Genomic DNA, 23612 nt, shown 5'->3' on the forward strand with positions numbered 1-23612 from the left:
CGATATGAGAATCGACGTCGTCACGATCTTTCCGGCCTATCTGGATCCGCTGCGGCAATCGTTGCCGGGCAAGGCGATCCGGTCCGGCCTGGTCGATCTGCGGGTTCATGACCTGCGGCGCTGGACGTATGACGTGCACCGCTCGGTCGACGACGCGCCCTACGGCGGCGGCCCGGGCATGGTGATGAAGGCGCCGGTGTGGGGCGAGGCGCTCGACGAAATCGCCTCGGAGGAAACACTTTTGGTTGTTCCCACCCCGGCCGGCCGCCTGTTTACGCAGGCGACGGCCGCGCGCTTCAGCGCCGAGACCCACCTGGTGTTCGCCTGCGGACGCTACGAGGGCATCGACCAGCGGGTCATCGACGACGCCGCGCGGCGCATGCGGGTCGAAGAGGTCTCGATCGGCGACTACGTGCTGCCCGGCGGCGAGTCGGCGGCCGTGGTGATGATCGAGGCCGTGCTGCGCCTGCTCGACGGGGTCCTTGGCAATCCCGCGTCGCACCGCGAGGATTCGCACTCGCCGGCACTGGACCGGCGTCTGGAGGGACCCAGCTACACGCGGCCACCGAGCTGGCGCGGGCTGGACGTCCCCGAGGTGCTGCTGTCGGGTGACCACGCGCGGGTCGCCGCCTGGCGCCGCGAGATCTCGCTGCAACGCACCCGCGAACGCCGGCCGGAACTGCTAGAGCCCGAATTGTCAGCGCCCGAATTGTCGGAGCCCGAATTGTCAGAGCCCGACGGCGACTCGGCTCGTTAAAGCCCGTGCCGGGGCGCCTCGATGCGGCCCTCGGGGAATATCGTCTTGACCGCCCGGGTGATGGTGTCGCGGGCGGTGGCGTCGTCGGCGGGCTGCAGGGACTGGACCACCATGATGTAGCGGCGGTCGGCCCCGATCACGCCGGTCGACAAATGCATCCAGTCGCTGCCGATGCAGCACATCCAGCCCTGCTTGACCGCAACCGGCTCGGCGTACAGGCCGTCCGGGATGCCGAATCGCTGCGGGTAGCCGTCCAGCCCGGTGGGGGTGGACTGGGCCAGGTCGTTGACGATGATTTTGGCGTCGTCGGCCGGCAGCCCGCCCGAGCCGTCCAGCAGCATCTCGTAGTAGCGGATCAGATCCGTCACCGAGCTCATGGTGTTCCACCAGCGCCCGTCGCTGGGCGGGGTGGTGGAGGCCAGGCCGTAGCGGGCGGCCACCTCGGTGATGATGGCGGCCCCGCCGCCCTGACCCCAGAACCTCTCGGCCGCGCCGTCGTCGGAGGACTGCAGCATGATGTCGAGCGCCTGGCGGTCGTCGGCGCTCAGCGGCGTCTTGCCCTCGGATTCGTGCAGCAGCAGATCGTCGGCGATGAACAGCTTCGCCACCGACGCGGTGCCGATGATCTGGCTGTTGCCGTTGGCGATCAGCTGGTGGGTGGTGCGGTCGAGGATGGCCACCGACAGGGCGGCGCCGCTGCCGGCGGCCTCGTCGGCGGCCTGCTGGATGCGGGCCTGCAGCTGGGAGAATCCGGGGTTCGCCAGCGCCTGCGGCGGCTGGGACGGGGCGGCCGCCTCCAGCCGCACGGTGGCGGACTGCGGGGGACCCGATGGGGGAGCTGAGGTGGGGGGCGCGGAGATGACCCGAACGGGCGCGGTGACCGGCAGGGTGTACACCTTCGCCTGGACGAGCGCCTCGGAGCCGGCGGCAACCACCAACGTCACCGCCGCGGTGGCGGTGACCAGCGTCAGCGGACGTACCCGCATTCGTCTCCTCCGGCGTGACTGCGACACAGTGCAAGGGCGGGACCCGTCGCGCCACCTGCACCGGCCATCACGCTTGCGTGCGGGTAGCGCGTTCTGACCCCAGTCATATGTACCATTTACCAGCGCGTTTGGCGCGTCACGAACCGCCGACTTGCTGTGATTTTCGCGGCACGCGCCCCGTCTGGCACAATTGACCAGTTGTCTCCAGCGGTTGCAGGCCGGTTGAGCCGTTTCCCGCCTGCTGCGAGATACGCCAGAAAGCCCGAAACCATCGGCTTGGCGACCGCCCCACACCTGCGTGTGGGTAGCTGCCGCCGGCCGCGACCGCAAGGAAGTGTCTCGCATGAACCGGCTGGACTTCGTCGATCAGGCGTCGCTGCGCGACGATATCCCGGTTTTCGGCCCGGGCGACACCATCAACGTGCACGTGAAGGTCATCGAGGGCGCCAAGGAGCGCATCCAGGTGTTCAAGGGCGTGGTGATCCGCCGCCAGGGCGGTGGCATCCGTGAGACCTTCACCGTCCGCAAGGAGAGCTATGGCGTCGGCGTCGAGCGCACCTTCCCGGTGCACTCACCCAACATCGACCACATCCAGGTGGTGACCCGCGGTGACGTCCGCCGCGCGAAGCTGTACTACCTGCGTGAACTGCGCGGCAAGAAGGCCAAGATCAAGGAGAAGCGCTGAGCCGGGACGCCTTGGCGGCGCTGATGATTCGTCCTTCGGCCCTCCGGTGCGGATCGCTTGCCGGTTTACCGGGCCACAACGTGTGCTGGCTACGCTGATCTCGTGACCGATACCGCGGATTCATCGAAGCCCGAGCCCCACGCCGGCGAGTCAGATCCGAAGGTCTCCACCCGCAACCTTCAGATGCGGCCGGACGACGCCGCGACAACCGCCGAGTCGATCCCCGAACCGGCGCCGGTGACGGAAACACCCGAGGCGGCCGATCCGGCGGACCCCAAGCGTTCGACGTTGCGCGAATTCGCGATCCTGGCGGTGATCGCCGTGGTCCTCTACTACGTCATGTTGACCTTCGTGGCGCGGCCCTACCTGATCCCGTCGGAATCCATGGAGCCCACGCTGCACGGGTGCACGGGCTGCGTCGGCGACCGGATCATGGTCGACAAGGTCAGCTACCGCTTCAGCGCGCCGCGCCCCGGCGACGTGATCGTCTTCAAGGGCCCGCCGCCGTGGAACCTCGGCTACAAGTCGATCCGGTCCAACAACACCGTGCTGCGCTGGGTGCAGAACGCCCTGTCCTTCGTCGGTTTCGTGCCGCCGGACGAAAACGACCTGGTCAAGCGCGTCATCGCGGTCGGCGGGCAGACGGTGCAATGCCGGGCCGACACCGGGCTGACGGTCGACGGCAAGCCGCTCAAGGAGCCTTACTTGGACCGCAACACCATGGCGGCCGACCCGTCGGTCTACCCGTGCCTGGGCAGCGAGTTCGGGCCGGTCGCCGTCCCGGCGGGACGGCTGTGGGTGATGGGCGACAACCGGACGCACTCGGCGGACTCGCGCGCCCACTGCACCAGCGTGCCGGCCGAAGCCCTCAAGGGGGTGTTGTGCACCGGCGACCCCACCTCGGGAACCGTGCCGGTGTCCAACGTTATCGGGAAAGCCAGGTTCATCGTGTGGCCGCCGTCCCGGTGGGGTGGCGTGGGATCGGTGAACCCGCAGCAGAGTAAGTAACCATGGCAACGACGTGGCCGCCGCGGACGGTGATCCGTAAGTCGTCGGGGTTACGCACCCTGGAATCGGCGCTGTACCGCAGCGGGTTGGGCCCGGTGGCCGGCGTCGACGAGGTCGGTCGCGGCGCCTGCGCCGGACCGCTGGTGGTGGCGGCCTGCGTGCTCGGGCCGGGGCGAATGGAAAGCCTTGCCGCCCTTGACGATTCGAAGAAGCTCACCGAGGCCGCCCGGGAAAAGCTGTTCCCGCTGATTCGCCGCTATGCGCTGGCCTACCACGTGGTGTTCATCCCGCCGGCCGAGGTGGACCGGCGCGGTGTGCACGTCGCCAACATCGAGGGCATGCGGCGTGCCGTCGCCGGCCTGTCGGTGCGGCCCGGCTACGTGCTGAGCGACGGCTTCCGGGTGCCCGGGCTGGCCGTGCCGTCGCTGCCGGTCATCGGCGGCGACGCGGTCGCGGCGTGTATCGCGGCGGCCAGCGTGCTGGCCAAGGTCAGCCGGGACCGGTTGATGATCGCCATGGAGGCCGACCATCCCGGTTACGGCTTCGCCCTGCACAAGGGCTACAGCACGCCGGCGCACAGCACGGCGCTGGCGCGGCTGGGCCCGTGCCCCGAGCATCGTTATTCGTTCATCAACGTGCGGCGCGTGGCCAACGGCGCGGGCGGCCGGGTGGTGGCCGAGTGCAAACCGGACCCACCCCTGCAGCGCGACGGATCTCGGTGAGGAAAGATGGGAACAGGATTCCCACCCCGGCGAACGGCGGCTAGCGCCGGGAGGTCCGGGAAAACTGTCTTCGGAGAAGGACGTCTGAGCAGATGAGTGCAGAAGATCTCGAAAAGTATGAAACCGAGATGGAGCTCTCGCTGTACCGCGAATACAAGGACATCGTCGGCCAGTTCAGCTACGTCGTGGAGACCGAACGGCGCTTCTACCTGGCCAACAGCGTGGAGATGACGCCGCGCAACGCCGACGGCGAGGTCTACTTCGAGCTGCGCCTGTCCGACGCCTGGGTGTGGGACATGTACCGGCCGGCGCGGTTCGTCAAGCAGGTTCGGGTGGTCACCTTCAAAGACGTCAACATCGAAGAGGTCGAAAAACCCGAGTTGCGGCTTCCCGAATAGCCGCCGTCAGATATTGGTCGGAAGCTCGCCGGGGGTGGGCAGCTGGCCCCGCTGCTCGATGACCTCACGCGCGACGTCGGCCAGCTTGATGTTGAGCGCCTGGGAGTGGCGCCGCAGCAGATCGAACGCCTCGTCCTCGTCCATGTCGTGCAGCATCATCAACATGCCGACGGCCTTGCCGATCTCGCGGTTGCTGAGCAGCCCGCGGCGCAGGCTGGCGGAGTCCTCGCCCTTGGCGACCGCGTTAATGGCGACACTGGCGAACGCGGCCAGCACCGCGGCCCGCCCGGCGGACTCGGAGTCGAACATGTTCGGGGTGTCGCTGAACAGGTTCAGCGCCGCCCCCTTGCGTTTGTCGATCAGGAGGCGGAACCCCATCGCGCCGCGCACCGGGGTCTCCGCGACCAGGATTTTCGCCAGTCGCGGCCACAGCGACGGGGTCGTCAGGTCGGTGTCGATCTGCGGCGTCTCCTCTTCGATGGCATCGATGCAGGGGCCGTCGCCGGCCCGCCTTTCGATGTCGTCGATCTGTTTGGCGAGCCGGTCGCTGGCACCCACGGTGATGTATTTGTCGTTCTCGCGCACCAATAGGCTGGCGTGGTCGCAGCCACGGACCGTCAGAGTGGCGGCGATGCAGATGGCCGCATACATCTGATTGGCGTCGGAGCCCTGATAAATGATTTCTGCGAGGGCGGCGAAAACCGTCGCCGGGTCGGCCTTCTCTCCGCCCGTCGCGGGCTCGTCCGCGCCAGTCATCGATTGGTCCGCCATGTCATGCCTCGTTCCTGCGGTGTCGGCGGTGTTATCCGCGTTCGATCGCCGTAGATTATCCGCCGCCGGTACCAGCCTTACACGCCGTTTCGTCCTGATGCGCCGATCTCGGGGATCTTGCTGGTCACCGTTGACCGCCAAACCCGCTGACGATGCGCGGAAGGCACGTCCAAACACTCACGAATCGCGAGACATTGGAAAGATGGTTCTACCACGTGCGCGAGGTTTCGGCTGGCCGCAGGAGGGAAGGACGTTCTGAATGGGAGTGACCGTCGCGGTGACCGGACCAACCGGGGAGATCGGTATCTCCGCGGTGACGGCGCTGGAACGCGAGCCCGCCGTCGACGCGATCATCGGGATGGCCCGCCGGCCGTTCGACCCGTCGTCGCGCGGCTGGCTGAAAACCACCTACCAGCAGGGCGACATCCTGGACCGTGAGGCCGTCGACGCCCTGGTCGCGCGGGCCGACGTGGTGATCCACCTGGCCTTCATCATCATGGGGTCGCGCGACGAGAGCGCCCGGGTGAACCTGCAGGGCACCCGCAATCTGTTCGAGGCGACGGTGGCCGCCGAGCGGCCGCGCCGCCTGGTGTACACCTCGTCGGTGGCGGCGTACGGCTACCACTCCGACAATCCCGTCCCGCTGACCGAGGACGTCGCCCCCCGCGGGTCCGCCGAGCACTACTACTCCGAGCAGAAGGCGGCCTGCGAGGCGCTGCTGGCCGACATCACCAAGGATTCGCCGCTCGAGGTGTTCGTTCTGCGGCCGTGCATCGTCGCGGGCCCGAAGGCCACCGCGCTGGCCGACGCCATGCCGTGGAACCAGCTGCCCGGCCCGGTGCGTGCGGTGGTCAAGGCCGTCCCGGTGCTCAAGCCCGTGGTGCCCGATCCGGGTTACCCCCTGCAGCTGGTCCACCACGATGACGTCGCGACGGCGATCGCCCTGGCGGCCACCGCCCCGGCGCCGCCGGGGGTGTACAACATCGCCGGTGACGGGGTCGTGACCGTGGCCGATGTGGCCAGGGCGCTGGGTGGCCGGCCGGTGCGGGTTCCCGCCGTCGCCGCCACGGCGGCCTCGGCGGCGATCTCACGGGTGCCGCGGGTGCCGTCCATGCTGGAATGGCTGCACACCGCGCGGACGTCGATGGTCATGGACACCACCAAGGCCAAGACCCAGCTGGGCTGGCGCCCGCTGCACTCGTCGGCCGAGACGCTGGAAGCGCTGGCCTCGGGGGTGTGAGAGCGTTGTTCTGCTCGGCGCCCGCCCGCCGGCCAAGGTAGTTTGATCCGATGGGACTTGAGCGTTTCGCCGCGTCTCGCGACGTCGCCGCCGGCGGTGAAATCGCCTAGTGGGTCACGTCACGTCGCGCCGGCGGGTGACGCATCTGTCCGCCGGTGAAGCGATCACCCGACCGGAAACCCTGGTCGTCGAGGAGCCGTTGGAGATTCGGGTCGACGGCGCGGCGGTCACCGTGACGATGCGCACCCCGGGATCGGATTTCGAACTCGCCCAAGGCTTTCTGCTCACCGAGGGCGTCATCGCGGGCCGCGACGACGTGCACAGCATCCGCTACTGCGCCGGGCGCGACGACGACGGCGCGAACACGTACAACGTGCTGGACGTGACCCTGATCCCCGGCGTACCGAAGCCCGTTCTCGACGTCACCCGCAACTTCTACACCACCTCGTCGTGCGGCGTGTGCGGCAAGGCCTCACTCGACGCGGTGCGGCTGCTCAGCCGGTTCTCGCCCGGCACCGATCGCGCGACCGTGGCCGCAGCCACCCTCGAGGCGATGCCCGGTCAATTGCGTTCCGCGCAAAAGGTTTTCGACAGCACCGGGGGCCTGCACGCTGCGGCGTTGTTCGGCGCGGACGGCGCGATGCTGGTGGTGCGCGAGGACGTCGGCAGGCACAACGCGGTCGACAAGGTGGTCGGCTGGGCGACCGAGCACCGGCGATTGCCGCTGCAGTCCACCGTGTTGCTGGTCAGCGGGCGGGCGTCGTTCGAGTTGACGCAGAAGGCCGTGATGGCCGGGATTCCGGTGCTGGCGGCCGTGTCCGCGCCGTCGTCGCTGGCGGTCTCGCTGGCCGAGGAGTCCGGCATCACGCTGGTGGCGTTCCTGCGGGAGGACTCGATGAACATCTACACCAGGGCGGATCGGATCACCTAGATCGATGGCGGCGACCCGCGGCGCCCGGCGACGCCGCGCTTGCGATCGCCGCTAGGTCGATGGCGGCGACCCGCGGCGCCCGGCTACGCCGCGCTTGCGATCGCCGCTAGCGTTTCTGCGCCGGCTGTGGATGGACGCCGCACTGGGGATAACCGGGGGCCGCGGGCGGCCTCGGGTGGCGTCGACGGCCCGTCCCGTCGGGGTCACCGGGCACCGTGGCCCGCATGACAACCGAAACGACCATGACCCGGATCCAGCTGGGGGCGATGGGTGAGGCGCTCGCCGTGGATCACCTGACCCGGATGGGATTGCGCATCCTGCAGCGCAATTGGCGCTGCCGCTACGGCGAACTCGACATCATCGCCCGCGACGACGCCACCTCGACGGTGGTGTTCGTCGAGGTGAAGACCCGCACCGGCGACGGTTATGGCGGGCTGGCGCACGCCGTCACCCCGCGCAAGGTGCGGCGGTTGCGCAGGCTGGCCGGGCTGTGGCTGGCCGGCCAGCACCAGCGCTGGGCCGCGATCCGCATCGACGTGATCGGGGTGCGGGTCGGGCGCCGCCGCACCCCCGAGATCACCCACCTGCAAGGGATCGGCTGATGGCGTTGGGACGCGCGTTCTCCGTCGCGGTGCACGGCGTGGACGGGCAGACCGTGGAGATCGAAGCCGACATCACCTCCGGGCTGCCGGGCGTGCACCTGGTGGGCCTGCCCGACGCCGCCCTGCAGGAGTCTCGCGACCGCGTCCGGGCCGCCGTCACCAACTGTGGCAACTCCTGGCCCCAGGCGCGGCTCACCCTGGCGCTGTCGCCGGCGACCCTGCCCAAGATGGGGTCGGTCTACGACATCGCCCTGGCTGCCGCGGTGCTCTCGGCGCAGCGCAAAAACCCCTGGGATCGGCTGGAGAAGACGGTGCTGCTCGGCGAGCTGTCCCTGGACGGCCGGGTCCGGCCGGTGCGCGGCGTGCTGCCCGCGGTGCTGGCCGCCAAGCGCGACGGCTGGCCGGCCGTGGTGGTTCCCGTGGACAACCTCGCCGAGGCCAGCCTGGTCGACGGCATCGACGTGTGGGGCGCGCGGACCCTGAAGCAGCTACACAAGTGGCTCAGCGGCACCGGCGCCCTCGACGGCCGGATCGACGTCAAACCCACGGACGGCGAGCCCGCCGCGGACCTGGTCGACGTGGTCGGGCAGACCCAGGCGCGGTTCGCGGTAGAGGTGGCCGCCGCCGGGGCGCACCACCTGATGCTCACCGGCCCGCCCGGCGTCGGCAAAACGATGCTCGCGCAACGCCTTCCGGGGCTGCTGCCGCCGCTGACGGACGACGAGTCCCTGGAAGTGACCGCGATTCACTCGGTGGCCGGGCTGTTGTCGGGCGACACCCCGTTGATCACCAGGCCACCGTTCGTGGCGCCCCATCACAGTTCCAGCGTCGCCGCGCTGGTCGGCGGTGGGTCCGGGATGGCGCGCCCGGGCGCGGTCAGCCGCGCACATCGCGGGGTGCTGTTCCTCGACGAGTGCGCCGAGATTCGGGTCAGCGCGCTGGAGGCCCTGCGAACACCGTTGGAGGACGGCGAGATTCGCCTGGCCCGCCGCGACGGCGTGGCGTGTTATCCCGCCCGGTTCCAGCTGGTGCTGGCCGCCAACCTGTGCCCGTGCGCGCCGGCTGACCCGCAGGACTGCATCTGCGCGGCGGCGGCCAAGCGCCGCTACCTGGGCAAGCTCTCGGGACCGCTGTTGGATCGGGTGGACCTGCGCGTGCAGATGCATCAGGTGAAGGCCGGGGCGTTCGCGGGTGGGGACGCCGAATCGACCGCGCAGGTTCGCCGCCGGGTCGCGCAGGCCCGCGCGGCCGCCGCGCAGCGCTGGCTACCGCACGGGTTTCGCACCAACGGTGAAGTCAGCGGGACGCTGCTGCGCCGGAAGTTCCGTCCCAGCCACGCGGCCATGGAGCCGCTGCAACGCGCGCTGGACCGCGGGCTACTCAGCATCCGTGGCCTCGACCGCACGTTGCGGGTCGCGTGGAGCCTGGCCGACCTGGCGGGCCGCACGTCGCCCGGGACCGACGAGGTCGCCGCCGCACTGAGCTTCCGTCAACCCGGGGCGCAGCTATGAGCGCGGCGAGGCAGCGCCCGGGCGCGCTACCAGCGCGCCATGCTCAGCCAATCGGTGTGCCCACCCCGCACCGCTATCGCGACACTCACCAGAATCGCGAACGCACGGGCGAATTGGGCCATGGCACGGCCACTTTCGCCCCGGTGTTCCATCTCGCGCAGCCCGAGGCAGGCCAGGCCGATGCTGATCAAGGGAACGGGAAAACCGATCCAGCTGACCAGGCTGAGCACGAACGCCGCGACGGCCCAGGGGTTCTTTGGGCGCTCGGACACGCTGTACACCATCGGCAGGTCGAGGATCATGGGTCGTTCCGTTCGTTGCGGGCCGGCGTGCGGCGGGCGGCTGATGACACCACACTCGCGCGCGGGGCTCAAAGGATTCTTGGCGCGTTCTCGGCCCGGGGGGCGCGGCGATGACGACGGCGCTCGACGACCCCGCGCTGCGCGCCTGGGCGTATCTGTCCCGGGTGGCCGAGCCACCCTGCGCCGAACTCGCCGCGCTGGTGCGGGGCGTCGGCCCGGTCGAGGCGGCCGAACGGGTCCGCCGTGGCCTGGTCGACGACGACCTGGCTCGTCGCACCGAGGCCAGGCGAGAAATCGACTGCAGTGCAGCCGATCTCGAGCTACTCGCCCGGCGCGGCGGCCGGTTGATCACCCCTAACGACGACGAATGGCCGCTGCTGGCGTTCGCCGCGTTCCACGGTGCCGCACCGCGCCCGGGTGGCGGTGCGCCGACGGTGCCGCCGATGGTGTTGTGGGCGCTGGGACCCGTCCGGCTCGATGAGGTCGCGCACCGGGCGGCCGCCGTGGTCGGGACGCGCGCGTCCACCGCGTACGGCGAGCACGTCGCCGGCGAACTGGCGGCCGGGTTGGCGCAGCGCGACGTCGCGATCGTCTCGGGAGGCGCGTACGGCATCGACGGCGCGGCGCACCGCGCCGCGCTGGACTGCGACGGCATCACCGTCGCGGTCCTGGCCGGCGGGCTCGACGTCCCCTACCCGAGCGGTCACACCGCGCTGCTGCACCGGATCGCCCAGCACGGGCTGCTGTTCAGCGAATACGCGCCAGGTATCCGCCCCGCCCGCCACCGATTCCTGACCCGCAATCGGCTGGTGGCCGCCGTGGCCGGGGCCGCCGTGGTGGTGGAAGCCGGTCTGCGCAGCGGCGCGGCCAACACCGCGGCCTGGGCGCGGGCGCTGGGGCGGGTGGTGGCCGCGGTGCCCGGACCCGTGACGTCCTCGGCGTCGGCGGGCTGCCATGCGCTGTTGCGCAACGGCGCCGAGCTGGTGACCCGGGCCGACCACGTCATCGAGCTCATCGGCCATATCGGCGAACTGGCGGCGCAGGATTCGCACCCCGCGACGCCGCTCGACGGCCTCAGCGACGCCGAACGCCGGGTCTACGAGGCGCTGCCGGGCCGCGGCGCCGTCACCGTCGACGAGATCGCGGTCGCCTCGGGCATGGTGCCTGAGCTGGCGCTGGGACCGCTGGCGATGCTCGAGCTGGCCGGGCTGGTGCAGCGGCAGGAGGGGAGGTGGCGAATCGTCCGGGCGTCCGCAGGCCAAGCTGCAGCGACCGCGCGACTCGTATAGTCGAGCGGGGGTCGGGGTTTGAACAGGAGGACAAGTGGCAGGTCGACCACTGCAATGCTTCGAAGTCGTCGGTACCGAACAACTCACACCGCACATGGTGCGGATAGTGCTCGGGAGCAAGGATTTTGACGCCTTCGTGCCGAGCAAGTTCACCGACTCCTACGTCAAGCTGGTGTTCGTCGCCGACGACGTCGACGTGGCCGGGTTGCCCGAGCCGCTGACCCTCGACAGCTTCGCCGACCTGCCACCGGAGAAAAAGCCGTCGGTGCGGACCCTCACCGTGCGCCGCGTCGACGTCGACAAGCGCCAGATCACGCTGGACATCGTGGTGCACGGCGAGCATGGCATGGCGGGGCAGTGGGCGTCGACGGCCCAGCCCGGCCAGCCGATCTACCTGATGGGCCCGGGCGGCGCATACACCCCGGACCCGGCCGCCGACTGGCACCTGCTGGCCGGCGACGAATCGGCCCTGCCGGCCATCGCCGCGGCCCTCGAGGCGTTGCCCCCCGGCGCGGTCGGCAAGGCGTTCATCGAGGTCGCGGGCCCAGAAGACGAGATCGCTCTGAGCGCCCCCGAAGGCGTCGAGGTGCACTGGGTGTACCGCGGTGGGCGTGCCGACCTGGTGCCCGAGGACCGTGCCGGCGATCACGCGCCGCTGATCGAGGCGGTCAAGAGCGCCCCGTGGCTGCCGGGACAGGTGCACGTCTTCATCCACGGCGAGGCCCAGGCCGTCATGCACAATCTGCGGCCCTACATCCGCAAAGAGCGTGGCGTGGACGCCAAGTGGGCATCGTCGATCTCGGGCTACTGGCGCCGCGGCCGCACCGAAGAGACGTTCCGGCAGTGGAAGAAAGAGCTGGCGCAGGCCGAGTCGGCGAACTCGTCAGCCTGACGGCCGCCTGGCATTGTCAGTTCCATGGCATTCGGCGATTACCAGAACGAGATCTACTTCAAGGGACTGGGCGGGGTGGCGCCCGCGCTGCCGATGGCGTTCGCGGAGCTGGAGGCCCGCGCCGAACGGGCCATGTCACCGTCGGTGTGGAGCTACGTCACCGGCGGCGCCGGCGACGAACGCACGCAGCGGGCCAATCGCGAAGCCTTCGATCGCTGGGGCCTGATACCACGAATGTTCGTCGGCGCCGCCGCGCGTGACCTGTCGGTGGAGCTGTTCGGGCTGACCCTGCCGTCGCCGGTGTTCATGGCACCGATCGGCGTCATCGGCATCTGCGCCCAGGACGGCCACGGCGACCTGGCCACCGCACGCGCGGCCGCGGCCACCGGCGTCCCGATGATGGTCTCCACCCTGACCACCGACCCGATGGAGGACGTCGCCGCGCAGTTCGGTGACACCCCCGGCTTCTTCCAGCTGTACACGCCGAAGGATCGCGACCTGGCCGCCAGCCTCGTGCAGCGGGCCGAGGCCGCCGGCTACCAGGGCATCATCGTCACCCTGGACACCTGGATTCCGGGATGGCGCCCGCGCGACCTCACCACGGCCAACTTTCCCCAGCTGCGGGGGCTCTGCCTGAGCAACTACACCAGCGACCCGGTCTTTCGCGCCGCCCTGCAGCGCCCGCCGGAAGAGGACCCGCAAGGCACCGTCCTGCAGTGGGTGACCACCTTCGGGAACCCGCTGACGTGGGACGACCTCGGGTGGCTGCGGTCGCTGACCGACCTGCCGCTGATCATCAAGGGCATCTGTCACCCCGACGACGCCCGGCGCGCCAGGGACGGCGGCGTCGACGGCATCTACTGCTCCACCCACGGCGGGCGCCAGGCCAACGGGGGCCTGCCCGCGCTGGCGTGCCTGCCGGGGGTCGTCGAAGCGGCCGACGGGCTGCCGGTGCTGTTCGATTCGGGCATCCGCAGCGGCGCCGACGTCGTCAAGGCGCTCGCGCTGGGCGCCACGGCGGTGGGCATCGGCCGGCCGTACGCCTATGGCCTGGCGCTCGGGGGAGTCGACGGCATCGTGCACGTGCTGCGCTCGATCCTGGCCGAGGCCGACCTCATCATGGCCGTCGACGGCTATCCCACGCTCAAAGATCTCACCCCGGACACGCTTCGGCGCGTCGACTAGAGCGCCCACCTGCGCCCTGCGACCGTGGGGGAGTGCAGGCGATCCTCGACGAGTTCGACGAGTACCTGGAGTTGCAGTGCGGGCGCTCGGCGCACACCCGCCGCGCCTACCTCGGTGACCTGCGCTCGCTGCTCGCCTTCATCGGCGACCGCGGCGCGGGTCTGGACGGGCTCAGCCTGCCGCTGCTGCGCTCGTGGTTGTCCGCCGCGGCCGCGGCCGGCGTCGCCCGCACGACGCTGGCCCGGCGCACCTCGGCCGTCAAGACCTTCACCGCGTGGGCGCTGCGCCGCGGCCTGCTCAGCGCCGATCCCGCCGCCCGGCTGCAGGTCCCCAAGGCGCACCGCACCCTGCCCGCGGTACTGCGCCAGGATCAGGCCGCCGACGCCATGGCCGCCGCCAAATCCGGTGCGCAGCAGGGTGATCCGCTGGCACTGCGGGACCGGCTGATCGTCGAGATGTTGTACGCCACCGGGATCCGGGTCAGCGAGCTGTGTGGCCTGGACATCGACGACGTCGACACCCACCATCGCCTGGTGCGCGTGCTGGGCAAGGGCAACAAGCAGCGCAGCGCGCCGTTCGGGCGTCCCGCCGCCGAGGCGCTCGACGCGTGGCTGGCCGACGGGCGTCCCGCCCTGGCCAACGCGGAGTCGGGTCCGGCGCTGCTGCTGGGCGCGCGGGGCCGCCGCCTCGACGTCCGCCAGGCGCGCACGGTGGTGCACCAGACGGTCGCGGCGGTGGACGGCGCGCCGGACCTCGGGCCGCACGGCCTGCGGCACAGCGCGGCCACCCATCTGCTCGAGGGCGGGGCGGACCTGCGGGTGGTCCAGGAGCTGCTCGGGCACTCCAGCCTGTCGACCACCCAGCTCTACACCCACGTCGCGGTGTCCCGGCTGCGCGCGGTGCACGACCAGGCCCACCCCCGGGCCTGAGCCGCCTCACGGCTGCAGCGGTTTGAGCCGGATCGGCGTGGATTCCAGCAGGCCGAGCGGATCGACATAGCGCGCGCCCGAGGCCGGCCCCCACATCGCGCCCCAGTGCAGGCACGCCCCTCCCGCTCGAGAGGCCGGACACCCGGGGTGCCCGGCGAGCAGCTCACCGATCACGGTCGCGGCCGTCACCGGCTGACCGACCCGCACACTCGCCCGGACCGGCTCGTAACTGGTGTGCAACCCGCCCGGGTGGGCCAGCGACACCACGGGCCGTCCGGCCAGCGACCCGGCGAACACCACCGTCGCGGTGCCCGCGGCGTACACCGGCTGGCCCGCCGCCCCGGCCAGGTCCACGCCCCGGTGTCCGGGATGCCAGTCCTGGGCCGGGGCGTCGAATCCCCGGACGACGGCCGGCGGCGGGCGCAGCGGCCACTGCAGGCGATCCGCAGCGGCAACCGCCGGCACCGCGCTGACCAGGCCCGCACACAACAGCAGCGCACTCCACCGCATCCAGGCAGTTCAGCGGGTCCCGAACGGCCGGTCCAGCCGAGTCCCGCCGGGTCTGTGCAGGAGCGGCCCGGTTGGGGAAGCGTGGTAAATGCACCTGCTGAGTCGGTGTAAACTGCTGGTCGCAGCTCGTTCGCGGGCTGACTTCGCGCGTCTGCATCGCGTCTCTGGTTCCACGAGGAGTTCGCAATCGCATGCCGGGCGGTCCCGACCGGGTTTTCCCGGCTGGGTCCGGCATCGCAGCAGCCGCCAGGGCCCGGCCTCACCCGATGCCAGGCGACAACCGACACAAGTAAGGCACAACCATGGCCGTCGTAACCATGAAGCAGCTGCTCGACAGCGGCACCCACTTCGGGCACCAGACCCGTCGCTGGAATCCCAAGATGAAGCGGTTCATCTTCACCGACCGCAACGGCATCTACATCATCGACCTGCAGCAGACGCTGACCTTCATCGACCAGGCGTACGAGTTCGTCAAAGAGACGGTCGCGCATGGTGGCAGCATCCTGTTCGTCGGCACCAAGAAGCAGGCGCAGGAGTCCGTCGCCGCCGAGGCGACCCGCGTCGGCATGCCCTACGTCAACCAGCGCTGGCTGGGCGGCATGCTGACCAACTTCTCCACCGTGCACAAGCGGCTGCAGCGCCTCAAGGAGCTCGAGGCGATGGAGCAGACCGGTGGCTTCGAGGGCCGCACCAAGAAGGAAATCTTGATGCTGACCCGCGAGAAGAACAAGCTCGAGCGCAGCCTCGGCGGTATCCGCGACATGGCCAAGGTGCCGTCGGCCATCTGGGTCGTCGACACCAACAAGGAGCACCTCGCGGTTGCGGAGGCTCGCAAGCTGAACATCCCGATCATCGCGATCCTGGACACCAACTGCGACCCCGACGAGGTCGACTACCCGATCCCGGGCAACGACGACGCGATCCGTTCGGCCGCGTTGCTGACCAAGGTGATCGCCTCCGCCGTCGCCGAGGGCCTGCAGGCCCGCGCCGGGGTCGGCCGTGGCGACGGCAAGCCCGAGGCGGAAGCCGCAGAGCCGCTCGCCGAATGGGAGCAGGAGCTGCTGGCGTCCGCTACCACCACCGCCCCCACCGACGCCGCTGCGGGCACCCCGGAATCAACAACTGACCCCTCTTAGGAAGGCTGAACATTGGCGAACTTCACCGCTGCCGACGTCAAGCGGCTTCGGGAACTCACCGGTGCCGGCATGCTCGACTGCAAGAACGCGCTGGCCGAAAGCGACGGCGACTTCGACAAGGCCGTCGAGGCGCTGCGGATCAAGGGCGCCAAGGACGTCGGCAAGCGTGCCGAGCGTGCGACGGCCGAAGGTCTGGTCGCGGCCCAGGGCGGCGCGCTGATCGAGCTGAACAGCGAGACCGACTTCGTCGCCAAGAACGCGGAGTTCCAGGCGCTGGCCGACCAGATCGTGGCGGCGGCCGTGTCGTCGAAGGCCAAGGACATCGACGAGCTCAAGGCTTCTTCTATTGACCAAGCCTCGGGCACGAAGACCGTCGAGCAGGCCATCGCGGAGCTCTCGGCCAAGATCGGCGAGAAGCTGGAGCTGCGCCGCGTCGCGAACTTCGACGGCACCGTCGAGACCTACCTGCACCGGCGGGCGGCCGATTTGCCGCCCGCGGTCGGCGTGCTGGTCGAATACCAGGGCTCGGACACCGAGGCGGCGCACGCCGTCGCGCTGCAGATCGCCGCGCTCAAGGCCCGCTACCTCTCGCGCGAGGACGTGCCCGAGGACGTGGTGGCCAGCGAGCGCCGCATCGCCGAGGAGACCGCCAAGGCGGAGGGCAAGCCGGAGCAGGCCCTGCCCAAGATCGTCGAGGGCCGGCTGAACGGCTTCTTCAAGGACGCGGTGCTGCTTGAGCAGCCGTCGGTGTCCGACAGCAAGAAGACCGTCAAGGCGCTGCTCGAGGACGCCGGTGTCACCGTCACGCGGTTCGTTCGCTTCGAGGTGGGTCAGGCCTGATCGAGGCCTGACCGCCCCGGCCGCGGACAAGCCGGGAAACCTCCCGGTCGGCAGGGTGCGCGGGTTAGCGTCAGTGCTATGCGACACGTGCACGCGTTCGGCGACGATGCCCTTGGCGATCTGGACGCGGTCGGCCTGGCCGACGCCCTTCGGACCGGCCGGGTGGGCCGGGCCGAGGTCATCGAGGCCGCGATCGCCCGCACCGAGGCCGTCGACCCGCTGCTGAATGGCTTGGCGTACGCGGCTTTTGACCAAGCGCGGGCCGGCGCGGCCGCCCCGGTGGCGGGCTACTTCGGCGGCGTCCCGACGTTCATCAAGGACAACATCGACGTCGCCGGGCAGCCTTCGATGCACGGCACCGATGCGTGGGCGCGCCGCAATGCCGTCGCCGACAGCGTGTTCACTCAGCTCTATCTCGCCACCGGGCTGACCTCGGTGGGCAAGACGCAGCTGTCGGAATTCGGCTTCAGCGCGTCGGCTGAACACCCTCGCCTGGGCCCGGTCCGCAACCCGTGGGACACCGACTACACCGCCGGAGCGTCGTCGTCGGGATCGGGTGCCTTCGTCGCCGCCGGCGTGGTGCCCATGGCGCACGCCAACGACGGCGGCGGCTCGATCCGAATTCCGGCCGCCTGCAACGGGTTGGTCGGGCTCAAACCGTCGCGCGGGCGGTTGCCCCTGGACGCGACGCTGCGCCGGATGCCGGTGGGCGTCGTCGTCAACGGGGTGGTGTCCCGTTCGGTGCGCGACACCGCGGCCTTCTACCGCGAGGCCGAACGCATCTGGCGCAACCCCAAGCTGGCACCGATCGGCGACGTCACCGGGCCCAGCCGGCAGCGCTTGCGGATCGCGGTGCTCACCCGTTCGATACAGCGCGAGTGCAGCCCGCAGGTGCGCGAGCTGACGCTGAAGTCCGCTGGCCTGCTCGAGGAGCTGGGCCACCGGGTCGAACACGTCGACCAGCCCCCGGTCGCGGCCAGTTTCGTCGACGACTTCGTGTTGTATTGGGGTTTCCTGGCGCTGGGCCAGGTGAGCGGCGGGCGACACATGTTCGGTGAGACGTTCGATCGCAGCAAGCTCGACAGCCTGACGCTGGGTCTGCTCCGGCACACCAGCCGCAACCTGCACCGCCTACCGGCGGCGATCATGCGGCTGCGCCGGGCGCGCCGGCGCACCGCGCGATTCGCCCGCACTTACGACGCGGTGCTCACGCCGACCGTCGCCGACGAGACGCCGCGCATCGGGTTCCTGGCGCCGACCGATTACCGGCAGGTGATCAGCCGGCTGATCGACTGGGTGTCGTTCACCCCGCTGCACAACGTCACCGGGGAACCCGCGATCTCGCTGCCGCTGGCCCAGTCCGCCGACGGCATGCCGGTGGGCATGATGCTGTCGGCCGATATGGGTCAGGAAGCGCTGCTGCTCGAATTGGCCTACGAGCTCGAAGAGGCGCGGCCATGGGCGCGCATCCAGGCCGCCGGGTGATCGAGCTTCGCCGCGCTTGCGATCGCCGGTCCTGATGGCGGCGACCCGCTTCGCCCGGCTTCGCCGCGCTTGCGATCGCCGCTAGTGCTAGTCGGAGCCGAGTTTCTCGAGCATCCTTTTGAATTCGCGCTGCTGGGTTTCGGTGAGCTTGCTCAGGATGCGGGCGTCGGCACCGCGGACCGCTCCTTCGGCGCGCTTGAGCAGGGCGCGGCCCTGCCCGGTCAGGTTGGCCGGCAGCGCCCGCCCAGAGGACACCGACGACGGGCGCGCCACCGCCCCGATTTCTTCCAGCTTGCGCAACACGGTGTTCATCGCCTGCGGGGTGACGTTGGTGTGGCGAGACAGCTCGGCGCTCGACATTCCCGGGAACATCGAAAGAATGCGCAGGCAAACGAATTCGGGCAGGGTCAGGCCCAGCGGGCCCAACGCGGCGGCAACCTCGGGTCGCAGCACCGCGCCCACCCGGTAGAGCAGGTAACCCAGCGGAGCATCGTCGGCCTGAATCATGTCAACGATATTGACATATTTATGCCGGACCGACGCGCACATCGGGCAGACCGTGATTGTCCGCGCCGCAACGGGGTAACCGGTTGGCTACCCGAAAGCGCTTGTGGTACCCGAGGAGGTTCGATGCCGAAGACGACAAAGGGCGGCGCGGCCAAGAAGAGCGAATTGCCCAGCACGTTGCAACGTTCCAGCGCCAAGGCCCAGCGCACGTTCGCGAAAACCCATGATGCGGCCGCCGAGGAGTACGGCAGCGAGGAGCGCGCCCACCGGGTGGCCTACTCCGCCGTCAAGCACAGTTTCGAGAAGGTGGGCGATCACTGGGAGCCCAAGGACAAAAAGGGCCCGTCCGACGAGCGGGCCAAGAGCGGTGGCCGGCGTCCGACCGGTCAATCGGCCGAGGGTGTCGACGCCAACGCCAGCAAAAAACACCTGCTCGACCTGGCCCGTCGGCTCGACATCGCCGGCCGGTCCAGCATGAACAAGTCGGAGTTGGTGGACGCGATCAAGAAGCACAACCGCAAGGTCCGGGGTCGCTGAGCGGCAGCGCGGACCGTGCTAGGGCGGGATGCGCCGCGGTGTAACGCTTTTCGCTAGAGGATCGGCCGGCCGCCAGTCACGGCCACCCGGGCCCCGGAGATGTAGCTCGCGTCGTCGGAGGCCAACAACACGTAGATCGCGGCGAGTTCGGCCGGCTGACCCGCGCGCCCCAGGGGCACGTTGTCCCCGAAGGATTCCACGCTGTCCGGCGGCATCGTCGACGGGATCAAGGGCGTCCAGATCGGTCCGGGTGCCACGCTGTTGACGCGAATCCCCTTGTCGCCCAGGAGTTGAGCCAAGCTGGCCGAGAAATTCGCGATCGCCGCCTTCGTCGCCGCGTACGGCGCCAGGGTCGGATTGGGACTATCGGAATTCACCGACGAGCTGCCGATGATCGACGAGCCCGGGCGCATGTGCGGCACAGCGGCCTTGGCGAGGTAGAAGTACGCACCGATGTTGAGCCGGAACGTGTACTCCCACTCCTCGTCGCTGATCTCGTCGAGACTCTTGTGCATCATCTGGAAGGCGGCGTTGTTGACCAGGATGTCCACGCCGCCCAACTCCTGCACCGCGCGGTCCACCACGGCGCGGCAGTGCGCGGCATCGGAGAGGTCGCCGGGCACCAACACGCAGTTGCGACCGGCATTGGTGACGTAACGGGCGACGTCACGCGCGTCGTCGTCCTCGTTGAGGTAGGCGATCAACACGTCAGCGCCCTCGCGCGCAAAGGCGATCGCGACGGCGCGCCCGATGCCGCTATCGCCGCCGGTGATGATCGCCTTTTTGCCCAGCAGTTTTCCCGAGCCCTGGTAACTGTTTTCACCACAGTCGGGAATCGGGTCCATCTGCGCCTGTACGCCAGGAACGGATTGTTGCTGCGCCACGAAGCCCATGCCATTTCCTTTACCGATTCGAAGTTTGTTGTGTGATTGACGTTTCGGGCAGGCCGAGCATCTTGCCGGTTTTAACGGTGCACCGCTTTATCAGTCGCGCTGCGCCGGGCCCGCCGTGGGAACGTCGGGGTCGTCGTCGGCGGGCGGCTCCGGATCGCGCCATTCCTCGCTGCGACTGGATCGATTGCCGCGAATCGTGCCCTCCAGTTCCTCCTTGAGCGCGTCGGCCTCGCGTGAGCCGTGCTTGGAGTTTCCGCGTTGCACCTAACTGCCCCCTTTGCGGCTGTCTCGGCTTGCGCCCCCGACATTTGCCAGACGCGGGCCTCAGCGCACCGGTTACCCCTCAGCACCCGGACTAATCACCGTGCCGAATGTGAATGATGGTGCAGCTGTTATCAACTGAGGCTGAAGGTGCTCCCCGCGAAAGCAACAATTTTGCGTCTCTAACCGGGCAATTTGGCTAATGGGGCGAACGTCGGTGTTTAAAGCGGAAGTCGGTTGGCTATTTGCTGCTTATATCGTCATGCCCTTCCGGGGGGCAATTGTTCGACACGAAAGGAATGGACAATGAAGGTCACCAAGACTGCCGTCGCGACAGCTGCCGCTGCCGGGGGGATAGCGGTGGCGAGCGTCTTCGCAGCGACGCCCGCGGCCGCCGCGCCCAACATTCAGGGGTTCGGCACCAGCGAACAACTGGTGGACGGGCCGCTGATCACCAACTACACGGTCAGCAACCTGCAGCCCAGCAATGTCACGATTCCCGGGTACACGCCGAAAGGCACGCTGTACCAGGCCGACATCAGCGCCAGGTCGGACGGTGGGCTGGTCACCCCGATGGTCAACGACTTCATCGCCCGCGGGCCCAACGGCCAGAACTACCGCGTGATCGACAAGGTGGGGGCGCCCAACGGGCTCAACCCGGCGCCGATCGCGCCGGGCAACGAGTCGACCGGCACGCTGTACTTCGACGTGACCGGCGCGCCGCCGAACGGCGTCGTCTACAACGACGGCAACCAGGACATCCTGATCTGGACGTCCAACGTCGAGGGTGGCGCGGCGCCGGGTGCGCCGAACAGCCCGGCACCGGGTGCGCCGCCGGCGCCTGCACCCGCACCCGCGGCACACGCCTGATCTGAGTAAATCTCCCCGCGCCACACCGCCGTGGCGCGGGGAGATTTGCATTGAGGGGAATCGTGCGCGCTCGAATCGGGTATGCGACTACTCATGAGTAACCCGGATCACAGGCCGGCGCCGGTGCGTGCCCAGGCGAAGCGGAACGCCGAGCAAGCCCGCGAGGCCATGGAAGAACGACGCAGCAAGCAAACCGGCGGGGTGAGCGGTTGGGTGGCCGAACGCGCGGGGAGATGGGATCTGTCCGGTCAGGACGAGACCGCCCTGCAGCGCCAGAAGTATCTGTGGAATGTGCTGGTGGACTACTGGTTTCGCATGGAGATCGACGGCTGGGAGAACATCCCCGAGTCGCCACCGGCGCTGTTGGTGGGGATTCATTCCGGGGCGCCGTTCGTGTGGGACGCGTGGACCGTCGGTCTGCAATGGTGGCGGCGGTTCGGACAGGAGCGCACCCTGCACGGGACCGCCCACGATGCGTTGATGGCGATTCCGTTGTTCGGGCGCTACTTCCGGTCCATGGGCGTTTTGCCGGCCGCCCCCGACGCGATCGCGACCGCCCTGGCAGAGGGGCGTGACGTGGCGTTGTGGCCCGGCGGGGAAGTGGATTCGCTGCGCCCGTGGACCGAGCGCGATCAGGCCAACCTGGCGGGGCGGACCGGCTTCGTCAAGATGGCGATCCGGGCCGGGGTGCCGATCGTGCCCATCGCCACCGTGGGCGGCGCCGACGCGATGCCGGTGCTGATCCGCGGGGACCGGCTGTCGAAAGCTCTGCGCCTGGATAAGATCCTGCGGCTCAAGGTGTTCCCGTTGGCCGTCTCGTTGCCGTGGGGTATCGCGCCGGCGGCGCTGCCGCAGCTGCCCCTGCCGGCCAAGATCCGCACCCGCTTCATGCCCGCGGTCGAACTCGACAACGATCCCGCGAAGGCTGACGACGACCAATACGTCGAACGCAAATACCATGAGGTGCAACACGCCATCCAGGACGGGATGAATGCGCTGGCGCGCAAGCGCGCGTTCCCCTTATTCGGCTGACCAGGCACGGAAGCGCTGCAGCGCAGCTAATTACGGCCGTTAGGGTCAGCCTGCCCGCGTTCCGTTGAGGTGGAGACCGGCGTCGGCGACGATCCATTCGGGTTGCGGCGGCGTCGCCGCCCGGTAGCCGACACCTCGCACGGTGTCGACCAGGAATTGGTGCCGGGCGCCGAGCTTGGTGCGCAACCGCCGGATGTGCACGTCGACGGTGCGCACCTTGCCGGTGCTGTCATAACCCCACACTTCCTGCATCAGTCGGGTCCGGGTGAACGCCTGACCGGCATGCTGCACAAGGAAATTCAGCAGTTTGAACTCGGTGAGGGTCAGACACAGATCCTGGCCGTCCAGCGACGCGGTGAAACTGGCCGGATGCAGGACCAGGTCGCCGAACTTCAGCGTGCCGTCGATCACGCTGCGCCGCCGCCCGATCGCCAGCCGGAGCCGCGCCTGCAACTCCTCGGCACAGGTGCCGGGCAGCATCACGTCGTCGAAATTGCAATCGACGTCGACCGCCGCACAGTCCGCCGGCGCCACCAGGGCGACCACCGCGGTGGCGGGGCTGTCGGTCGTGAGGCGATGGCTGACCGCCTGGGCCAGCGCCACGTTGCTACGCGCGTCGATAATCGCGACGTCCGCGGTGGCGAGATGCCCGTCGGTCTCGGCCGTCAGGGCGATGCGGCGAATCGGTTGGGCGAACGCGGCCAAGTCCGGCAGGGCCGATTCGAAATCGTCCTCGTCGGTGAGCACCACCACGTCCAACAGCATCTCCAAACCTCGTCACGTCCCGGCTTCCCCCCCGGTCCGTAGGCACCTCTGTGGAGATGTCTTACAGCGCTACGCCTGGATACCCGTCCCGCCGAAAACTATGCAAAGCTATGCAACCTCAGGCCTTTCACCGGCCGAACCTGCCGGAAAGAAAGACGATGGGCCCGACCCGTTTTCACGGATCGGGCCCATCGTTCACAGCCCTGTTACTGGTTGTCCTTCTGGCGCTCCTCGGCCGCCTTGGCGCCACCGCGCGCGGCTTCCGCCTCGGCTTCCTTCTTCGCTGCGTCGCGCTGCGCGTCGGCCTTGTCCTGCTGCGCCTGGCCCTCGCGGGTCAGGTCATCACGACCCGCCACCGCGCCGACGGCCTCCTTGGCCTTTCCTTTGGCGTCCTCGACGACGCCCTTGACAGCTTCGGCAGGTCCCGACTTGTTTTCTTCAGCCATGGAAAGTGTTCCTCCTCGTTGGCGTACTCTGAGCGATCCACGCTCAACGGCGATCGCGAGCGATCAACCCGGTCATACGGCGAGGCTGGTCCTCGTTGCTTGAGACCGCGTAATTCTGCCGC

26 protein-coding genes and 2 pseudogenes are annotated in these 23612 nt (G+C 69.2%); 19 read left to right on the plus strand and 9 right to left on the minus strand.

The features are described from left to right. Positions 1 to 4 precede the first annotated feature (4 nt). Positions 5 to 757, plus strand: coding sequence for a tRNA (guanosine(37)-N1)-methyltransferase TrmD (gene trmD, locus A5624_RS20475; RefSeq protein ID WP_066870174.1), 753 nt, complete (start codon positions 5 to 7; stop codon positions 755 to 757). Here the strand turns inward: trmD and A5624_RS20480 are convergent. Next, on the minus strand, positions 754 to 1743 hold the full coding sequence (locus tag A5624_RS20480; protein ID WP_066870176.1) for a hypothetical protein: 990 nt from the start codon (positions 1741 to 1743) through the stop codon (positions 754 to 756). The genes trmD and A5624_RS20480 overlap by 4 nt on opposite strands. A 343-nt stretch (positions 1744 to 2086) precedes the next feature. On the opposite strand from A5624_RS20480, the gene rplS reads away from it, so the two are divergent. The 4 genes and pseudogenes from rplS (at position 2087) to A5624_RS20500 (ending at position 4556) form a co-directional block, all read left to right on the plus strand. Next, positions 2087 to 2428, plus strand: coding sequence for a 50S ribosomal protein L19 (gene rplS, locus A5624_RS20485; protein ID WP_064877853.1), 342 nt, complete (start codon positions 2087 to 2089; stop codon positions 2426 to 2428). A gap of 102 nt (positions 2429 to 2530) precedes the next feature. Then, on the plus strand, positions 2531 to 3436 hold the full coding sequence (gene lepB / locus A5624_RS20490; protein ID WP_066870178.1) for a signal peptidase I: 906 nt from the start codon (positions 2531 to 2533) through the stop codon (positions 3434 to 3436). 2 nt (positions 3437 to 3438) lie between these two features. Further along, positions 3439 to 4246 (plus strand): annotated as a pseudogene (locus A5624_RS20495) (ribonuclease HII). A gap of 4 nt (positions 4247 to 4250) precedes the next feature. Beyond that, the gene (locus A5624_RS20500; RefSeq protein WP_003875077.1) at positions 4251 to 4556 is read left to right on the plus strand and encodes a DUF2469 domain-containing protein; all 306 of its coding nucleotides are present in this window, start codon (positions 4251 to 4253) and stop codon (positions 4554 to 4556) included. 6 nt (positions 4557 to 4562) lie between these two features. Here A5624_RS20500 and A5624_RS20505 read toward each other — a convergent pair whose 3' ends face one another. Then, positions 4563 to 5327 (minus strand): GAF and ANTAR domain-containing protein, encoded by a 765-nt coding sequence (locus tag A5624_RS20505; RefSeq protein ID WP_066870184.1) that lies wholly within the window; start codon positions 5325 to 5327, stop codon positions 4563 to 4565. 259 nt (positions 5328 to 5586) lie between these two features. On the opposite strand from A5624_RS20505, the gene A5624_RS20510 reads away from it, so the two are divergent. The 4 genes from A5624_RS20510 (at position 5587) to A5624_RS20525 (ending at position 9611) form a co-directional block, all read left to right on the plus strand. Beyond that, entirely contained in the window at positions 5587 to 6567 is a 981-nt protein-coding gene (locus A5624_RS20510) for an NAD-dependent epimerase/dehydratase family protein (RefSeq protein ID WP_066870187.1), read from the plus strand. 109 nt (positions 6568 to 6676) lie between these two features. Next, positions 6677 to 7498 (plus strand): formate dehydrogenase accessory sulfurtransferase FdhD, encoded by an 822-nt coding sequence (gene fdhD, locus A5624_RS20515; RefSeq protein WP_066870190.1) that lies wholly within the window; start codon positions 6677 to 6679, stop codon positions 7496 to 7498. Between the two features lie 224 nt (positions 7499 to 7722). Next, positions 7723 to 8100, plus strand: coding sequence for a YraN family protein (locus tag A5624_RS20520; RefSeq protein ID WP_066870365.1), 378 nt, complete (start codon positions 7723 to 7725; stop codon positions 8098 to 8100). Next, a complete protein-coding gene (locus A5624_RS20525) occupies positions 8100 to 9611 on the plus strand; it encodes a YifB family Mg chelatase-like AAA ATPase (RefSeq protein WP_066870193.1) in 1512 nt (503 codons plus the stop codon). The genes A5624_RS20520 and A5624_RS20525 overlap by 1 nt, the downstream gene beginning before the upstream one ends. A gap of 26 nt (positions 9612 to 9637) precedes the next feature. Here A5624_RS20525 and A5624_RS20530 read toward each other — a convergent pair whose 3' ends face one another. Next, positions 9638 to 9913 (minus strand): DUF4190 domain-containing protein, encoded by a 276-nt coding sequence (locus tag A5624_RS20530; protein WP_066870196.1) that lies wholly within the window; start codon positions 9911 to 9913, stop codon positions 9638 to 9640. 110 nt (positions 9914 to 10023) lie between these two features. Between A5624_RS20530 and dprA the strand changes: the two genes are divergently transcribed. From dprA to A5624_RS20550, 4 genes are read left to right on the plus strand one after another with little or no spacing between them, the layout of a single operon-like run. Next, entirely contained in the window at positions 10024 to 11202 is a 1179-nt protein-coding gene (dprA, locus tag A5624_RS20535) for a DNA-processing protein DprA (protein WP_066870198.1), read from the plus strand. A 34-nt stretch (positions 11203 to 11236) separates the two neighbouring features. Beyond that, entirely contained in the window at positions 11237 to 12094 is an 858-nt protein-coding gene (locus A5624_RS20540; RefSeq protein ID WP_066870201.1) for a siderophore-interacting protein, read from the plus strand. Positions 12095 to 12118: 24 nt separating this feature from the next. Further along, positions 12119 to 13279, plus strand: coding sequence for a lactate 2-monooxygenase (locus A5624_RS20545; protein ID WP_066870204.1), 1161 nt, complete (start codon positions 12119 to 12121; stop codon positions 13277 to 13279). A gap of 32 nt (positions 13280 to 13311) precedes the next feature. Continuing rightward, the gene (locus A5624_RS20550) at positions 13312 to 14208 is read left to right on the plus strand and encodes a tyrosine recombinase XerC (RefSeq protein ID WP_066870207.1); all 897 of its coding nucleotides are present in this window, start codon (positions 13312 to 13314) and stop codon (positions 14206 to 14208) included. 15 nt (positions 14209 to 14223) lie between these two features. On the opposite strand, the pseudogene A5624_RS20555 reads toward A5624_RS20550, so the two are convergent. Beyond that, positions 14224 to 14718, minus strand: a pseudogene (locus A5624_RS20555) (M23 family metallopeptidase); the annotation flags it as partial. Between the two features lie 302 nt (positions 14719 to 15020). On the opposite strand from A5624_RS20555, the gene rpsB reads away from it, so the two are divergent. From rpsB to A5624_RS20570, 3 genes are all read left to right on the plus strand, one after another. Continuing rightward, positions 15021 to 15854 (plus strand): 30S ribosomal protein S2, encoded by an 834-nt coding sequence (gene rpsB / locus A5624_RS20560; protein ID WP_066870213.1) that lies wholly within the window; start codon positions 15021 to 15023, stop codon positions 15852 to 15854. Positions 15855 to 15866: 12 nt separating this feature from the next. Then, the gene (gene tsf, locus A5624_RS20565; RefSeq protein ID WP_066870216.1) at positions 15867 to 16694 is read left to right on the plus strand and encodes a translation elongation factor Ts; all 828 of its coding nucleotides are present in this window, start codon (positions 15867 to 15869) and stop codon (positions 16692 to 16694) included. Between the two features lie 78 nt (positions 16695 to 16772). After that, positions 16773 to 18179 (plus strand): amidase, encoded by a 1407-nt coding sequence (locus A5624_RS20570; RefSeq protein ID WP_066870219.1) that lies wholly within the window; start codon positions 16773 to 16775, stop codon positions 18177 to 18179. 87 nt (positions 18180 to 18266) lie between these two features. Here the strand turns inward: A5624_RS20570 and A5624_RS20575 are convergent, their stop codons facing one another. After that, the gene (locus A5624_RS20575) at positions 18267 to 18686 is read right to left on the minus strand and encodes a MarR family winged helix-turn-helix transcriptional regulator (RefSeq protein ID WP_066870222.1); all 420 of its coding nucleotides are present in this window, start codon (positions 18684 to 18686) and stop codon (positions 18267 to 18269) included. A gap of 123 nt (positions 18687 to 18809) precedes the next feature. Here A5624_RS20575 and A5624_RS20580 point away from each other — a divergent pair, with 123 nt between their 5' ends. Continuing rightward, positions 18810 to 19223 (plus strand): ChaB family protein, encoded by a 414-nt coding sequence (locus A5624_RS20580; RefSeq protein WP_066870225.1) that lies wholly within the window; start codon positions 18810 to 18812, stop codon positions 19221 to 19223. A 53-nt stretch (positions 19224 to 19276) separates the two neighbouring features. On the opposite strand, the gene A5624_RS20585 is transcribed toward A5624_RS20580, so the two are convergent. Together A5624_RS20585 and A5624_RS28715 are read right to left on the minus strand one after the other, a co-directional pair. Continuing rightward, positions 19277 to 20116, minus strand: a complete 840-nt coding sequence (locus tag A5624_RS20585) for an SDR family oxidoreductase (protein ID WP_066870228.1) — start codon at positions 20114 to 20116, stop codon at positions 19277 to 19279. Between the two features lie 90 nt (positions 20117 to 20206). Then, the gene (locus tag A5624_RS28715; protein WP_197519002.1) at positions 20207 to 20380 is read right to left on the minus strand and encodes a hypothetical protein; all 174 of its coding nucleotides are present in this window, start codon (positions 20378 to 20380) and stop codon (positions 20207 to 20209) included. Between the two features lie 303 nt (positions 20381 to 20683). On the opposite strand from A5624_RS28715, the gene A5624_RS20590 reads away from it, so the two are divergent. Beyond that, a complete protein-coding gene (locus A5624_RS20590; protein ID WP_066870231.1) occupies positions 20684 to 21247 on the plus strand; it encodes an MPT63 family protein in 564 nt (187 codons plus the stop codon). A 93-nt stretch (positions 21248 to 21340) separates the two neighbouring features. Next, positions 21341 to 22279, plus strand: coding sequence for a lysophospholipid acyltransferase family protein (locus A5624_RS20595; protein WP_066870234.1), 939 nt, complete (start codon positions 21341 to 21343; stop codon positions 22277 to 22279). A 45-nt stretch (positions 22280 to 22324) separates the two neighbouring features. Here A5624_RS20595 and A5624_RS20600 read toward each other — a convergent pair whose 3' ends face one another. Further along, positions 22325 to 23044, minus strand: coding sequence for a response regulator transcription factor (locus tag A5624_RS20600; RefSeq protein ID WP_066870238.1), 720 nt, complete (start codon positions 23042 to 23044; stop codon positions 22325 to 22327). A gap of 206 nt (positions 23045 to 23250) precedes the next feature. Continuing rightward, positions 23251 to 23490 (minus strand): general stress protein CsbD, encoded by a 240-nt coding sequence (locus A5624_RS20605; RefSeq protein ID WP_066870241.1) that lies wholly within the window; start codon positions 23488 to 23490, stop codon positions 23251 to 23253. Positions 23491 to 23612: the final 122 nt, after the last annotated feature.

It is taken from the genome of Mycobacterium sp. 1482292.6 (assembly GCF_001672995.1).
Taxonomy (GTDB): domain Bacteria; phylum Actinomycetota; class Actinomycetes; order Mycobacteriales; family Mycobacteriaceae; genus Mycobacterium; species Mycobacterium europaeum_A.